This window comes from Streptomyces sp. NPDC089915 (assembly GCF_040684675.1).
Lineage (GTDB): Bacteria > Actinomycetota > Actinomycetes > Streptomycetales > Streptomycetaceae > Streptomyces.
Genome location: NZ_JBFBGN010000068.1, coordinates 22591 through 36190, shown reverse-complemented (window position 1 = coordinate 36190; position 13600 = coordinate 22591). Strand labels below are relative to the sequence as shown.

Below are 13600 nucleotides of genomic sequence, written 5' to 3'. Positions count from 1 at the left end.
GGGTGGGTGTGGCGGCGGCGGACCATCGCCGCCGTCAACCTGGCGATGGGGGCGCTGGGGCTGCTGATGGTCGCCCCGATGGTGTTCATGCCGACCTACGCCCAGTCCGTGCTCGGCCTCGGGCCGGTCGGTGCGGGGCTGGTGACGGCCCTGATGACCCTGAGCTGGCCCCTGACGGCCGCCGTCTGCCAGCACGTCTACCGGCGCATCGGCTTCCGCGACACCGCCGCCCTGGGGATGGGGCTGGCCTCGCTGGTCCTGTTCGGCTTCGCCCTGCTCCCGCACCCGGCGCCGGTCTGGCAGCCGGCGCTGATCATGTTCCTGCTGGGCGGGGCGCTGGGCCTGTTCCAGCTGCCGCTGGTGGTCGGGGTGCAGTCCACGGTGGACTGGGCCGAGCGCGGCACCACGACCGCCTCGGTGCTGTTCTGCCGCACCGTCGGGCAGGCCGTGGGGGCCGCGCTGATGGGGGCGGTGGCCAACGCGACCGTCGCCGCCCGGCTGGCACGGGAGCCGCTGCCGGGGCTGCCGCACCGGCTGGACGACGTCTCGCGGGCCCTGGCGGAGCCCGGCGGCCTCTCGCGGGCCGCGTCGGAGCACCTGCGGGGGGCGGTGGCCGCCGCGGTGGACCACATCTTCCTCGGCGCGGCGTTCGCCGGGGTGACGGCGCTGCTGGTGCTGCTGCTCGTGGCGCCGAGGCGCTTCCCGGTCCTGCCGGAACACGAATGACGGCCGCTTGACAACTTGTCATGCCCTCCCTGTTCGGGTGAGGCTCTTCCCGGAGACCGCATCACCCGGGGGGACGACGACATGACATCCGCACTCTTCGCACTGGCGTTACTGGCCGCCCTGGCCGGGCCCGTCGCGCTGCGCCTGTACCGCAGCCCGGGCTTCGTCACCGGACGCGACGGCCGCCTCTCCACCTCCACCACCCTGGCGCTGGCCTGGACGGTGATCCTGGTCTGGCTGCTGCTCGCGATCCTCGGCTACGGGCTCACCGCGGGCGGCGGGGTCGGCTACTTCCGCGGCGAGCACGGCCCGCTGGCCTCCCTCACCCCGGTCTACCTCCCGCTGCTGGGCGGCCCCTACGTCGCCCTGATCGCGGCGAAGACGGTCGTCGGGATCAGGGTGGAGAACGGCACCATGGCCAAGCCGGCCCCCAAGCCCACCGCCACGGGGCGCCGGCCGCTGCGGGAGCTCATCGCCAACGACGGCGGCCGCACCGACCTCATGGACCTCCAGTACGTGGCGCTGAGCGCGGTCACCATGCTCTACGTCGTCCTGTTCTTCCTCTCCGACGTGGGCGGCGGCCTGCCCGAACTCCCCTCCGAGATCTGGGCGCTGACCGGCGCTCCGGCGGGGGCGTACCTGGTGAACAAGATCGCCACCCGCGGCAACCCGGTGATCACCCACGCGGCCGTCGGCGCGGACGGGGTGCTCACGGTCGAGGGCGGCGGCTTCACCGACCCCCGCCTCACGGTGGACGACACGCCGCTCCCGGCCGCCCAGGACCCGTCGACGGGCACCCTCACGGCCACCCTCCCGGCGGAGCTGAAACCCCCGTTCACGGTGGTGGTCACCTCCCGCGGCCTGCGCAGCGACCCCTACCGCCACGAGGCGGCGCCGGCCGCCCCGCAGCCGGCGGCGGCGCGGCCGGCGGGCTAGACGTCCGCCCTGGTCAGGGTGAGCTTGCCGATCCAGTCGAACTCCTCGGGGTACTCCCACTCCCCGGGGTCCGCGAGGACGGCCGGCAGGTCCGCGCGGTCGACCACGGGGCCCGGCCGGTAGCCGGGGGTGCCGCCGGGCGAGGTCCAGGGGACCACCCGGTGCACCCTCACCCACCCCTGGTCGACGAGCCGCAGCAGGATCGGGACGAGGAAGGAGACCGGCTTCTCCTTGTCCTCCTCCACCAGGTCACCCCAGACCCCGGGCAGGATGTCGATCTCCGACGCGTTGAGCACGAACGCGTACTCGTTCTCGGTCAGCCCGTCCATGTCCATCAGACCCGCCCCTCCTTGTGCCGGGCGTAGTAACGGGCCACCCGCGCCCGGTTCCCGCAGGCCGACGCCACGCACCAGCGCCGCCGGGGGTGCGCCGGAAGGAACAGCAGCACGCAGTCGTCCGCCTCGCACGAGCGCACCGACGCCACCCGCTCGTCGGTCAGCAGGTCCACCACCGCGTCCGCCAGCTCGGCGGCCAGCCGCGCCGCCGGGGCGGCCTCGCGGTGGGGGGCGGCCATCGGCCCGGTCAGCGCCGACCAGTACAGCTCGCGGTGGGCGGGGGCCGCGGCGAGGATCCGGTTCAGCGCCTCCAGCGCCCCGGCCGGCGGGCGCTCACCGCGCCGGGCGGCTTCGAGCGCCGGCCCGGCGGCCTCCCGTACGGCGTGGACGGCGGCCACCTCGGCCTCCCCCACCTCCACGACCCGGCTCAGCCGGTCGCCCTCCACCGCCAGCCAGGCCGCGAGACCGGCCCGGTCGGCGATGAGGTCGCCGGCGTCGGCGGGCCGGGTGTTCAGCAGATCGAGCGCGAGGGGCTCGCCGGTCAACGGAAAGAACGTCACCGGCTAATGCTAACAAGGCCAGTTGACACATTAGCGATCTCCGTCCGAGACTAATGCCACTTGACCCACTGGAGGCATGTGATGATCGCGCACCGCACCGTAGACGTCGACGGCGTGACCGTGGCCTACCGCGAAAGCGGCCCCGCCGACGGCCCCGTCCTGCTGCTCCTGCACGGCTTCCCCACCGCCTCGCACCAGTTCACCCGCCTCATGGACGCCCTCGCCGGCACCCCGTACCGGCTGATCGCCCCCGACTACCCCGGCTTCGGCCGCACCGACGCCCCGGCCGGCTTCACCTACACCTTCGACCGGCTCGCCGACGTCGTGGAGGGGTTCACCGACGCCCTCGCCCTGGACCGCTTCGCCCTGTACGTCTTCGACTTCGGCGCCCCCGTCGGCCTGCGCCTCGCCTCCCGGCGCCCCGAACGGATCACCGGCCTCATCGTCCAGAACGGCAACGCCTACGACGAGGGCCTCTCCGACGAAGCACGCGCCTTCGCGGGACTGCGGCGCGAGGAACCGGGCAACGAGGAACGGGTGCGCGCCCTGTTCACCCTGGAGGGCACCCGCTTCCAGTACGAGACCGGCGTCGCCGACCCCGCCCTGATCTCCCCCGACAACTGGACCCTCGACGTCCACTACCTCGGCCTGCCCGGCCGCCGGGACGCCCAGGCCGACCTCGCCTTCGACTACGCCTCGAACTTCGCCCACTACCCGGCCTGGCAGACGTGGATCCGCGACTCGGGGGTCCCGCTGCTCGTCGTCTGGGGCGCGGGGGACCCCTTCTTCACCCCCGCCGGGGCCAAGGCCTACCTGCGGGACGCTCCGGGGGCCGAGGTCCACGTCTTCGAGGGCGCCGGACACTTCGCGCTGGAGACCCACCTCGACGAGATCACCCCGCTGATCGCGGACTTCCTCCCCCGCCTCTGACCCCGCCCCCGACCGGGGGCCGGCGGCGACGGCGGCGCCCCGCCCCCCGCCCGCCCGGCCGGGGCAGCGGCGGCGGCGCCCTACCCCTCCGCCGGGGCCCGGCCCGTCAGGGCCGCCAGGCTGGAGCGGACGTGGTTCATGTGGGCCCGCATCTCCTCCTGCGCCTCCGCGTGCTCCCGCAGGATCCGGTCCGTCTCCCGCCCCACCCGCTCCTGACGCACCCGCGCCTGCGCCACCAGGTCCGCCGCCCGCGCCTCCGCGTCCTCCTGCCCGTGCCGCGCCGACTCCTCCGCCTCCGCGAACCCCCGCCGCGCCTCCGCCAGCCGCGCCTGCGCGTACCGCTCCATCTCCGCGAGCCGCGCCTCCTGCTCCGCCTCCCGCGCCGCCGCCTCCCGTTCGGCCGCGTCCCGCCGCTCCACCTGCTCCTGCTCCCGCTCCGCGAGCAGCGCCTGCGCACGCCGCCGCGTCTCCGCCAGCCCGGCCTGCGCATCGGCCCGCCACCCCGCGGCCTCCTCGCGCGCCGCCGCCCGTACCCCGTCCGCCTCCCGCTGCGCCCGCAGCAGCCCCTGCCGCGCCCGCACCTCGGTCTGCTCGCGCACCGCCTCCGCGTCGTGCCGGGCCAGCTCCGCGACCCGGTCGGCGTGCGCCTCGGCCGCGCCCGCCGCCTCCACGGCGTCCGCCCGCGCGTCCGCCCGCAGGACCTCCGCCTCCTCCTGGGCCAGCGACAGGATCCGCCGGGCACGCTCGCTCAGCTCGTCGTACGTCTGCGGGGCCAGCGACGCGACCGCCGCGCGCAGCCGCTCCGCCTCCTCCTCCATCTGCCGCGCCAGGACGGTCAGCCGCGCCACCCGTTCCCAGGCCTCGTCCCGGCTGCCGGCCAGCCGGGCGACGTACCGGTCGACGTCCTCCGGCCGGTAGCCGCGGCCGCCGCGCACGGTCGGGAAGCCCTGGGGTCCGTGAGGTGACATGGGTGCACTCATCCTGGAAGCGCCTCTCTCGCGGGGATTCCCGTCAAGGATGCGTCATTTGGGGCCAGAAGCCTGAATGGCCGGGCCGGGACCCCCGTCGAGGGTCCCGGCCCGGCCATTCATCCGGTCAGCACACCGGCCGGCACACCGGTCGGCACACCGGCCCGGTCAGAGCAGCCCGTCCCACATCTGCTCCAGCAGCACCGACCACCAGCTCTCCGGAGACGCCAGCGCCGCACTGTCGAGACCCGCCAGATTCGCCTGGAAATCGACGGTCCAGCGCCCGGCCTGCTCCGGCGTCAGATGCTGGCGCAGCCGCCACATGTGACCCAGCATCGCCAGCGACCGCGCGAACTGCGGCAGGCTCGAGTTCACGAACTGCGGCGGCACGGGCGCCCCGCCCGGACCGCCCTCCACCGGAACGGCCACGATGTGCGCCGTCCCGTACTGCACGCACAGCGCCTTGCCGAAGTCGCTGCCGACGACCAGGTACGAACCCGCGTCCGACGCCGGCTGCACCTGCCGCTGCGCGGCCAGCTCGGCCAGCGTCGGCACCGGCTGCCCCGGCACCGCCTGCGCCCAGAAGAACGGCCCGAAGTCGACCGGCAGACCCGCCCACATCAGGGTCTGCGCCACGATCTCCGGCACGCCCTGGCGCGACACCGCCCGCTGGTCGAAACGGAACACGCCCTGCGGACCGAACGCCCCCGCCAGCTCCTGCGCGATCGCGTCCATCGGGATCGCCGGCTGGAGCGGGACCTGCGGCAGCGGCGCCCGGACCGGCGCCGGACGCGCCGGACCGTCCGCCACCTGGTGCAGCTCACCCTGATGGGTGAGCAGGTGCCGCATGCCCTGCTGACGTCCGGCGTGGTCGGTCCCGTACGGGGCCACGCTCGTGATCCGCACCTGCGGCCACGTCTCCCGGATCATCCGGGCGCAGTAGCCGCCGGGCAGCTCACAGGAGGCCAGCTCGGTGTGCAGCTCCAGCACCTGCTGCGGCGGCACGTTCATCGCGCGGAGCTCGTACAGGATCTGCCACTCGGGGTGCGGGGTACCGGGCGCCGAGCGGCGGATGAGCTGCTGCTCGGAGCCGTCGGGCGCACGGTAGCGGAGCACGGCCTGGTAGCCGGGGCCGACCGTGGGCGCGCCGGACGGGGCCGGCTGCTGCCCCGCCGGACCGCCGGGCGGCGCGGAGGGCGGCCCGGGCGGCGGCACGGCACCGGGACCGGCCAGCATCGTCGCGGCGTGCTGCATCCCGCCGCCGGGCGCACCGGGAGCCCCGGGGGCACCGGGCGCGCCGGGAGCACCGGGCGGGCCGGGCGGCTGGGGCGGCTGCACGACGGCCGGACCGGCCAGCATCGTCGCGGCATGGTCGAGCCCGCCGCCGAGCGAACCACCGGGCGGCCCGGGCGGCGCGGGCGGACCCACCGGCGCACCGGGCGCACCAGGCGGGCCGGGCGGCTGCGGCGGCTGCACGACGGCCGGACCGGCCAGCATCGTCGCGGCGTAGTCGAGCCCACCGCCGAGCGAACCGGAACCGGGAGCGGCCGGAGCCCCGGGCGGACCCGGGGGAGCGGAAGGCGGCGCCGGCGGACCGGGCGGCGTCGGAACGGTCCCGGGAGCGGCCAGCATCGTCGCGGCATAGGCCGCACCCCCGGCCCCACCGGAACCCGAAGGCACCCCACCGGGCACAGGCGGCACGGGAGCACCGGGCGCACCAGGCGCACCGGGAGCACCGGGAGCACCGGGAGCACCGGGAGCACCGGGAGCACCGGGAGCACCAGGCATCCCAGGTGCACCAGAACCACCGGAAGCACCCGGCCCACCAGCCGCACCGGGCGCCGCAGGCACAGCCGGAGCGCCAGGCACACCAGACGCACCAGGCGCCCCGGGCATCCCCGGCGCGCCGGCCCCCGGCGGCACGGGCGGCATCGGGCCGGCGCCCTGCGGCGCACCACCCGGCGCCCCCGCGGCACCCGCACCCGCACCCGCGGCCTCCGCCTGGAGCGCCAGTGCCGGAGCGATCGCGGTCCTCGGCAGCTGGCTGCCACCCGACATCAGCTGGGTCTTGGCCTCCGCGCCCGCGCCGGAGGAAGCCGGGGCGTCCTCGAAGTCGGAGCCGGACAGCGGCGGCGCGAACACCGTCGCGGGCAGCGGCACCGAGCCGTCATCGGCCCCCGGGTTCACATCCGTCCCGGCCCACGGCGTGGACCCGGCCGGAGCCGCAGCGGCCCCGGAACCATCGGAGGCGGAACCCGAACCAGAACCGGAACCGGCCCACGGCCCGGACCCGGCCGGAGCCGCACCGCCCCCGGACCCACCGGCGGAATGACCGGAAGCAGAACCAGAACCAGGACCGGAACCAGAACCAGCCCCACCCCCGGCCCCGGACGCCGACCCGGAAGCCCCCGACCCCGCCCCCACCACCGGCGGAATCCCCGCCCGGTCCGCGGCCTGCTGCAGCCACTCCGGCGGGCTCAGCATGAACGACGTCTGCTCCGAGTCGATCCGCGGCGGCGGAACCGAGGCCTCCGAAGCCGCCGCCGTCGCGGCCGCCCCGTACTCCTCCTCGTACCGCCGGATCACCTCACCCACCGGCAGCCCCGGCCACAGCGTCACCTCACCGCTGTCCCGCGCGATGACCAGCCGCTGCCGGCCGCCACCCGACACCGGACCACCGGCCCGGTCCTCCGCCCACACCACGAAGCCCAGCCCGAACTCCCGCACCCGCACCTCGCGGTGCTGGTACCCGGGCACGTCCCCGTTGATCCACTCCTCGGCGCGCTCCTGCGCCTGCGCGAACGTCACCACGACGCCGTCACCCCTCACCCATGGCGGCGTCAGCCACCGGAACCGACCCGGACACTGCAACCGAGCGCGCGAATCCGCCGTCCACCATCAGACCGGCCACCGTCTCCAGCTCCGGCGGGTTCCCCGCCAACCGCTCCAGGAAGGCATCGAAATCGGCACCGCACGGCAGCAACAGCCGCTCCACACGCTCCTGCACCGACCAGCCGTCCCGGTCGCGCGCGTCGTCGTACGGGGAGAACCAGACGGAACCGACCTGATCGCCCCGCACCTTCACCGCCAGCAGCCCGCCCTGCACGAAGGCCACGCACAGGTAGTCCTTCGTCAGGTGGTCCCGCAGACACTTGTTGATGTAGACGAGGTCGTTGACCGCCGCCTCCTCACGCACCGTGAAGAACGGCTGGTCCACCAGCATCCCCAGCTCCACGAACAGCCCCGCGCCCACCGGCGCGCACCCGCCCGCCGCCTTCAGGAACGAGCGGTACGCCTCCGGAAGCCGGTAGCCGAGGTCCTCCTCGACGCCCTGCACCTGCGACTCCGACACCGACACCAGCGACTTCGGCAGCCCCAGGTGCGCCGGCCGCACCTCCTGGAGCGGCCGCCCGCCACGCTTCTCGTGGTCCACCGGAGCCGTCGCCAGACCCGCGTGGTGCCGCAGCAGCGCCTTCACCTCGACCGGGACCAGCTCCATCCGCCGCGAACCCGCGACGTGGTGCCACGTCCAGCCGTGCGGCGTCGCCACCGGCCCCACCGTGTCCCACAGCGGATGGCCCGCCGCCCGCATCGCCGCGTTCGCGGACACGCAGTCCGTCAGCCGCAGCTCGTCCGCACCGAAACCCTCCGGGGGCTCGGCGATCTCGACGGCCGCCCGCGCGTACCGCGAGAAATCGGGATGACCGTCCCCGTCCATCCGCACGCCGTGGGGATGCCGAGCGGCCCGGACCGGGTCCGGGAAATGCACGACCTGCCCCGCGTACGCGGCGTTGGGTGGCACGGCCTGCTGCCCGAGCCGACCTGTCGTCATGGTGGTGGCCCCCTGCTGGATCTGGCTGGTTCACCACAGCCTATGTGCTCGGGCAAGACCCTCACCCGCGCCCGGCCCCCGCAGGGGCGCGCCGGGCGGGAACATCCGAATTGATACGAATATTCGACCCCGCTTCCACGTGACAGCGGACATTTGACAGGCTGTCCCCGCGGCACGGGGGCGTGCGCGACAGCGGCCACCACCGCCGCCACGGGAGGGAAGAGGCACCATGCAGACAGCGACCACGCACAATGCGGCACCCCGCGCGGACCGCGGGCAGAGCACCGAGGCCGGCCCGGCCGGCGACCCCCGCCTGCGCTGGAGCAGCGCGGCCGGACCCCACACCCCGCCCGTGCTCCGCTTCCGCCGGGACGGCATCCTGCCCACCGTCGCCGCCGCCCTCTCCGTACGCGGCGAAACCCTCACCGGCACCGCCGGGAAGGGCGACCGGCCCCCCGTACTGCACCCCCTCGTCCAGGACTTCCTCGACACCCTCACCAGCGGCCAGCGGGAACGCTTCACCGGCCGATGTCCCGAGGCGATACTCCTCTCCCGCCACCTCACCACCGTCGAAGGCGCCCGCAGCAGACGCGCCTCCCGCAAGCCCCTCACCGCGAGCGAGGCCCGCCGCGCCCTGAAGCACTCCAAGATCACCGCCCGCCGCATCCGCGAGGACGGCGACCCCCTCCACGGCAGCTACGCACCCCCCTGCCGCTCCTGTGACGCGCTCCTCAACCACTTCGGCGTACGACCCGTCGACCTCACCCAGCCCGAGTAGCCACCATGACCGCCTCCTCAGCCTCCTCGGCCACGCCGGCCTCGGCCGCCTCCGCCGCCTCCGCCGCATCCGCCTCCTACGGCCGCTCCTCCGCCAACCGCTTCCCCGTCGGCGTCGACGCCGCCCTGCGCACCGCCGGCTGGGAACCCGGCCGCTGGGACATCAAGCAGGCCGAGTACTGGGCCGACGCCCTGCGCGACCACACCACCCCCGCCGGCCACCGCCACACCGTCTTCCCGGCCGCCGTCGAGGCCTGGGCCGAGTTCGGCGGCCTCACGATCACCGCCCCCGGACCCGGCCGCCAGATAGCCCCCACCCCGGTCCGCCTCGACCCCCTGACCGGGCTCCACCTCGCCCGCACCTTCGCCGACCTCGGCCGGGCCCTCTCCACCCAGCTCTGCCCCCTCGGCTCCGACACCGGCGGCGGCGCCCACCTCGCCATCGACCGCGAAGGCCGCACCTACCTCGTCGACCACACCGGCGACTGGTACCTCGGCAACACCCTCGACGAGGCCCTCACCCTCCTCCTCACCGGCCTCCAGCCCGCCCGCCTCACCACCGAACCCTGACCCGGCCGGGGGCGGGACCTACCTCGACGGCAGCACCGCCGACACCTTGAACCCGCCCCCGTCCGTGGGCCCCGACACGAACACCCCGCCCAGCCCCAGCACCCGCTCCCGCATCCCTACGAGGCCGTTCCCCCCGCTCGGCAGATCCGCCCCCCGCGCCTCCCCCTCACACGGCCCGTTCTCCACCTGCATCGCCACCTCCCCCTCCCGGTGCGCCAGCCGTACGACGACCCGCGCGCCCGGAGCGTGCTTGTGGCAGTTCGTCAGCGCCTCCTGCACCACCCGGTACGCCGTCTGCTCCACCTCCGCCGCGTACCCGCAGCGCTCCCCCTGCACCACCATCTCGACGCTCATCCCCGCCGCCCGCGACTGCCCCACGAGCACCTCCAGCTCCGCCAGCGAAGGCCCCTCCTCCCCCACCGGCGCCGCCGCCACCGCCACCGGAGCCACCGCCCGCACCGGCGTCCCCGGCGCCCGCAGCACCCCCAGCATCTCCCGCAGCTCCGTCAACGCCTGGCGCCCCATGTCACCCACCAGCGCCGCGTTGCGCACCGCCTTCTCCGGGTCCTTCCCGGCCACCGCCTGCAACGCCGCCGCGTGCACCACCATCAGCGACACCCGGTGCGCCACCACGTCGTGCATCTCCCGCGCGATCCGCGTCCGCTCCTCCTGACGCGCCCACTCCGCCCGCTCCTCCGCCCGGTCGGCCAGCAGCGACAGCTCCCGCTCCAGCGAGTCCGCCCGCTCCTGCAGGCTCTCCATCAGCCGCCGCCGCGCCCCCACGTACAGCCCGAGCAGCACCGGCGGCACGGTCAGCGCCACCGCCATGAACGCGGACAGCACGAACACCAGCGCGCCCTCCCCGTCCACGTCCCCCCGCGTCCGCAGATAGGTGACGACGAACGTCCCGGCCAGCGACATCGACGCCAGCGTGGCCGTGACCCGCCGGGGCACCTCGCAGGCGGCCAGCGTGTACAGCCCCACCACCCCGAGCAGGAACCCCATCGCCGCCGGCGTCACGGCGATCCCCACCAGCACCACGGCGACCGGCCACCGCCGCCGCAGCACCAGCACGGCCCCCACGAAGACCCCGAACACCACCCCGAGCGCCACCGGCAGCCCGGCGTCACGCGCGAACGGAGCCCCCTCCAGGGCGCACTCGACGGCCGAGACGACCCCCAGCCCCCCGTCGAGCACGACCCCCCGCCGCCGCTCCCACCACCAGGGCCCGTCCCGCCCGGCCCCGTCCCGCACATCCCCCGTACTGGTCATACCGCCCAGCGTACGCAGCGGCCGCAGCACGCCGCCGAACGAAATTCCGGCGAACGCGGGGTAATCGCACGTACGACTGAACCGCCCGGCATACGGGACCTGAATCCCACATTCCGGACGACAGTGACGGCATGAGCGAAATCCGACGTCGCCCCGGCGACGGCACCGGCGGCCTCCGCAGCGGGGCCGCGACCTTCGAGTCCCTCCGCGAGCAGGCCGTCACACTCCGCCGCGAGGGCCTCAGCCGCCGCCAGATCCGCGACCGGCTGCACGTCCACAACAACGACATCCTCAACCGTCTCCTGGAGGGCGAACCCGCACCGGAATGGACGAGGCGCCCCAACGCCAAGGACGACCTCCGTGACCGGGCCAGGGAACTCCGCCTCCAGGGCATGACGTACGACCAGATCCAGCTCGAACTGGGCTGCTCGAAGAGCTCGATCTCCCTCTGGGTCCGCGACCTCCCGAAGCCCGAGCGGCGAGCAAGCCCGCTGGGCACAAACATGGAGCGAGCACAGCAGGGCCGACGGGAAGCCCATGACCGCAGGAAGGCCGCATACGAGACCACGCGAACAGCGGCGCGCGAGGCGGTCGGGACGATCACCGAGAGGGAACTGTTCCTCATCGGCATTGCCCTCTACTGGGCCGAGGGGGCGAAGGCCAGGCCGCACCACCAGGTCAAGTTCGTCAACAGCGACCCCGACATGATCCGGACGTTCCTGGCATGGCTTCGCATGATGGGCGTGACGGACGACCGGCTCCGCTTCACCCTTCAGATCCACGAAACCGCCGACGTCATAGCGTCCGAGGAGTACTGGGCCGAAGTGGTCGGGCTCGACGCCTCGCACTTCGGCAAGACCACCCTGAAGCGCCACAACCCCCTCACCAACCGAAAGAACACAGGTGACGGGTACCACGGCTGCCTGGCGGTACGAGTACTGAAAGGCGCCGATCTACACCGTCGCATCGAGGGGGCTTGGTGCGGCATAGTAGGAGCGATCAATCCCGACCAGAAGAGCTGGATGTCCGATTTGGATTGATTTGCTATCCCCTGTGGTGTAATCGGCAGCACTGGGACCTTTGGAGTCCTATGTCCGGGTTCGAGTCCTGGCGGGGGAGCAAAGCCATGTTCGGGTCCTGACCTCAAGGTCGGGACCCGGCTTCGTTTTCGACCCGTGGCCCCCCGCTATCCTTCACGGGTCCACCCCCGAAGCCGAAGGGCACACCCGTGAGCGCAACCCGCCCGGCAGCCGTCGTCGTACTCGCAGCGGGTGAGGGCACCCGCATGAAGTCCGCGACCCCCAAGGTCCTGCACGAGATCTGCGGGCGCTCGCTCGTCGGTCACGTGGTCGCCGCCTCCCGCGAGCTCGACCCGACCCACCTCGTCGTCGTCGTGGGCCACGCCCGCGAGCAGGTGACCGCGCACCTCGCCGGCGTCGACGCCGGCGTCCGCACCGCCGTCCAGTACGAGCAGAACGGCACCGGCCACGCCGTCCGGATGGCCCTGGAGGAGCTCGGCGGCACCGTCGACGGGACCGTCATCGTCGTCTGCGGCGACACCCCGCTGCTGACCGGGGAGACCCTGCGCGCCCTCGCCGCCACCCACGCGGCCGACGGCAACGCCGTCACCGTCCTCACCGCCGAGGTCCCCGACTCCACCGGCTACGGCCGCATCGTCCGCGACCCCGCGACCGGCGCCGTCACCGCGATCGTCGAGCACAAGGACGCCACCGAGGGCCAGCGCGCGATCCGCGAGATCAACTCCGGGGTCTTCGCCTTCGACGGCGCCCTCCTCGCCGACGCCCTCGGCAAGGTCCGCACCGACAACAGCCAGGGCGAGGAGTACCTCACCGACGTGCTCGGGATCCTGCGCGAGGCGGGACACCGCGTCGGCGCGGCGGTCGGCGCCGACCACCGGCAGATCCTCGGGATCAACAACCGCGTGCAGCTCGCCGAGGCCCGCGCCCTGCTGAACGCGCGCCTGCTGGAGCAGGCCATGCTCGCGGGCGTGACCGTCGTGGACCCGGGCAGCGTGTTCGTGGACGTGACCGTCACCTTCGGGCAGGACGCCCTGATCCACCCCGGCACCCAGCTGCTGGGCGCCACCCACGTCGGCGAGGGGTCCGAGGTCGGCCCGAACACCCGCCTGAAGGACACCCGCGTGGGCGCGGGCGCCCGGGTGGACAACACCGTGGCCGACGGCGCCGTGATCGGCGACGGGGCGACCGTCGGCCCGTTCGCGTACCTGCGTCCGGGGACGGACCTGGGCGCGAAGGCGAAGGCCGGCACGTACGTCGAGATGAAGAACGCGAAGATCGGCGAGGGCACGAAGGTGCCGCACCTCTCCTACGTCGGCGACGCGACCATCGGCGAGTACACGAACATCGGCGCGGCCAGCGTCTTCGTGAACTACGACGGCGAGCACAAGCACCACACCACCGTCGGCTCACATTGCAAGACGGGTTCGGACAACATGTTTGTGGCGCCGGTCACGATCGGGGACGGCGCCTACACGGCCGCCGGATCGGTGATCACGAAGGACGTTCCGGCGGGCGCGCTCGCCGTGGCGCGCGGCCAGCAGCGGAATATCGAGGGTTGGGTGGCCCGCAAGCGGCCCGGCAGCGCCGCCGCGACGGCCGCGCAGTCCTCGTCCGAGAAGGACTCCGGCCACCGCTGAGGTGAACTGACCGGAAA

The 13600-nt window shown here is 74.2% G+C and carries 13 protein-coding genes and 1 tRNA gene; 8 read left to right on the top strand and 6 right to left on the bottom strand.

Annotated features, from left to right (window positions below; translation table 11 throughout):
- Positions 1-726, top strand: a 726-nt coding sequence (locus AB0O29_RS20935; RefSeq protein WP_365153449.1) for an MFS transporter, incomplete at its 5' end; no start/stop codon positions are given.
- 81 nt (positions 727-807) lie between these two features.
- Positions 808-1662 (top strand): hypothetical protein, encoded by an 855-nt coding sequence (locus AB0O29_RS20930; RefSeq protein WP_365153447.1) that lies wholly within the window; start codon positions 808-810, stop codon positions 1660-1662.
- Here AB0O29_RS20930 and AB0O29_RS20925 read toward each other — a convergent pair.
- Both AB0O29_RS20925 and AB0O29_RS20920 read right to left on the bottom strand, forming a co-directional pair.
- Positions 1659-1997, bottom strand: a complete 339-nt coding sequence (locus AB0O29_RS20925) for a hypothetical protein (protein ID WP_365153446.1) — start codon at positions 1995-1997, stop codon at positions 1659-1661. The genes AB0O29_RS20930 and AB0O29_RS20925 overlap by 4 nt on opposite strands.
- Positions 1997-2557 (bottom strand): ABATE domain-containing protein, encoded by a 561-nt coding sequence (locus tag AB0O29_RS20920; RefSeq protein WP_365153444.1) that lies wholly within the window; start codon positions 2555-2557, stop codon positions 1997-1999. The genes AB0O29_RS20925 and AB0O29_RS20920 overlap by 1 nt, the downstream gene beginning before the upstream one ends.
- 81 nt (positions 2558-2638) lie before the next feature.
- Here AB0O29_RS20920 and AB0O29_RS20915 point away from each other — a divergent pair, with 81 nt between their 5' ends.
- The gene (locus tag AB0O29_RS20915; RefSeq protein ID WP_365153442.1) at positions 2639-3487 is read left to right on the top strand and encodes an alpha/beta hydrolase; all 849 of its coding nucleotides are present in this window, start codon (positions 2639-2641) and stop codon (positions 3485-3487) included.
- Positions 3488-3567: 80 nt separating this feature from the next.
- Here AB0O29_RS20915 and AB0O29_RS20910 read toward each other — a convergent pair whose 3' ends face one another.
- The 3 genes from AB0O29_RS20910 to AB0O29_RS20900 form a co-directional block, all read right to left on the bottom strand.
- Complete coding sequence (locus AB0O29_RS20910; RefSeq protein WP_365153441.1) at positions 3568-4455, bottom strand: cellulose-binding protein; 888 nt, start codon at positions 4453-4455, stop codon at positions 3568-3570.
- 168 nt (positions 4456-4623) lie between these two features.
- The gene (locus AB0O29_RS20905) at positions 4624-7266 is read right to left on the bottom strand and encodes an SUKH-4 family immunity protein (RefSeq protein WP_365153439.1); all 2643 of its coding nucleotides are present in this window, start codon (positions 7264-7266) and stop codon (positions 4624-4626) included.
- A gap of 7 nt (positions 7267-7273) precedes the next feature.
- Positions 7274-8287, bottom strand: a complete 1014-nt coding sequence (locus AB0O29_RS20900) for an SMI1/KNR4 family protein (RefSeq protein WP_365153437.1) — start codon at positions 8285-8287, stop codon at positions 7274-7276.
- Positions 8288-8516: 229 nt separating this feature from the next.
- Between AB0O29_RS20900 and AB0O29_RS20895 the strand changes: the two genes are divergently transcribed.
- Together AB0O29_RS20895 and AB0O29_RS20890 are read left to right on the top strand one after the other, a co-directional pair.
- On the top strand, positions 8517-9065 hold the full coding sequence (locus tag AB0O29_RS20895) for a YwqJ-related putative deaminase (RefSeq protein WP_365153435.1): 549 nt from the start codon (positions 8517-8519) through the stop codon (positions 9063-9065).
- A gap of 5 nt (positions 9066-9070) precedes the next feature.
- Positions 9071-9634 (top strand): SUKH-3 domain-containing protein, encoded by a 564-nt coding sequence (locus AB0O29_RS20890; RefSeq protein WP_365153433.1) that lies wholly within the window; start codon positions 9071-9073, stop codon positions 9632-9634.
- An 18-nt stretch (positions 9635-9652) separates the two neighbouring features.
- Here the strand turns inward: AB0O29_RS20890 and AB0O29_RS20885 are convergent, their stop codons facing one another.
- Positions 9653-10906 (bottom strand): histidine kinase, encoded by a 1254-nt coding sequence (locus AB0O29_RS20885; protein ID WP_365153431.1) that lies wholly within the window; start codon positions 10904-10906, stop codon positions 9653-9655.
- 131 nt (positions 10907-11037) lie between these two features.
- On the opposite strand from AB0O29_RS20885, the gene AB0O29_RS20880 reads away from it, so the two are divergent.
- The 3 genes from AB0O29_RS20880 (at position 11038) to glmU (ending at position 13583) form a co-directional block, all read left to right on the top strand.
- Positions 11038-11946: a hypothetical protein gene (locus tag AB0O29_RS20880; RefSeq protein WP_365153430.1), complete on the top strand. Its 909-nt coding sequence runs from the start codon at positions 11038-11040 to the stop codon at positions 11944-11946.
- A gap of 7 nt (positions 11947-11953) precedes the next feature.
- Positions 11954-12025, top strand: a tRNA-Gln gene (locus AB0O29_RS20875).
- Between the two features lie 109 nt (positions 12026-12134).
- Positions 12135-13583 carry a bifunctional UDP-N-acetylglucosamine diphosphorylase/glucosamine-1-phosphate N-acetyltransferase GlmU gene (gene glmU, locus AB0O29_RS20870; RefSeq protein WP_365153428.1) on the top strand — a complete coding sequence of 483 codons (1449 nt, stop codon included), beginning with the start codon at positions 12135-12137 and terminating at the stop codon, positions 13581-13583.
- The last annotated feature ends 17 nt before the right edge of the window (positions 13584-13600 follow it).

Excerpts from the sequence above, each read along its gene's own strand:
- AB0O29_RS20930 (WP_365153447.1), top strand. The coding sequence starts at position 808 with ATGACATCCGCACTCTTCGCACTGGCGTTACTGGCCGCCCTGGCCGGG.
- AB0O29_RS20925 (WP_365153446.1), bottom strand. The coding sequence starts at position 1,997 with ATGGACATGGACGGGCTGACCGAGAACGAGTACGCGTTCGTGCTCAAC.
- AB0O29_RS20915 (WP_365153442.1), top strand. The coding sequence starts at position 2,639 with ATGATCGCGCACCGCACCGTAGACGTCGACGGCGTGACCGTGGCCTAC.
- AB0O29_RS20910 (WP_365153441.1), bottom strand. The coding sequence starts at position 4,455 with ATGTCACCTCACGGACCCCAGGGCTTCCCGACCGTGCGCGGCGGCCGC.
- AB0O29_RS20900 (WP_365153437.1), bottom strand. The coding sequence starts at position 8,287 with ATGACGACAGGTCGGCTCGGGCAGCAGGCCGTGCCACCCAACGCCGCG.
- AB0O29_RS20895 (WP_365153435.1), top strand. The coding sequence starts at position 8,517 with ATGCAGACAGCGACCACGCACAATGCGGCACCCCGCGCGGACCGCGGG.
- AB0O29_RS20890 (WP_365153433.1), top strand. The coding sequence starts at position 9,071 with ATGACCGCCTCCTCAGCCTCCTCGGCCACGCCGGCCTCGGCCGCCTCC.
- AB0O29_RS20885 (WP_365153431.1), bottom strand. The coding sequence starts at position 10,906 with ATGACCAGTACGGGGGATGTGCGGGACGGGGCCGGGCGGGACGGGCCC.
- AB0O29_RS20880 (WP_365153430.1), top strand. The coding sequence starts at position 11,038 with ATGAGCGAAATCCGACGTCGCCCCGGCGACGGCACCGGCGGCCTCCGC.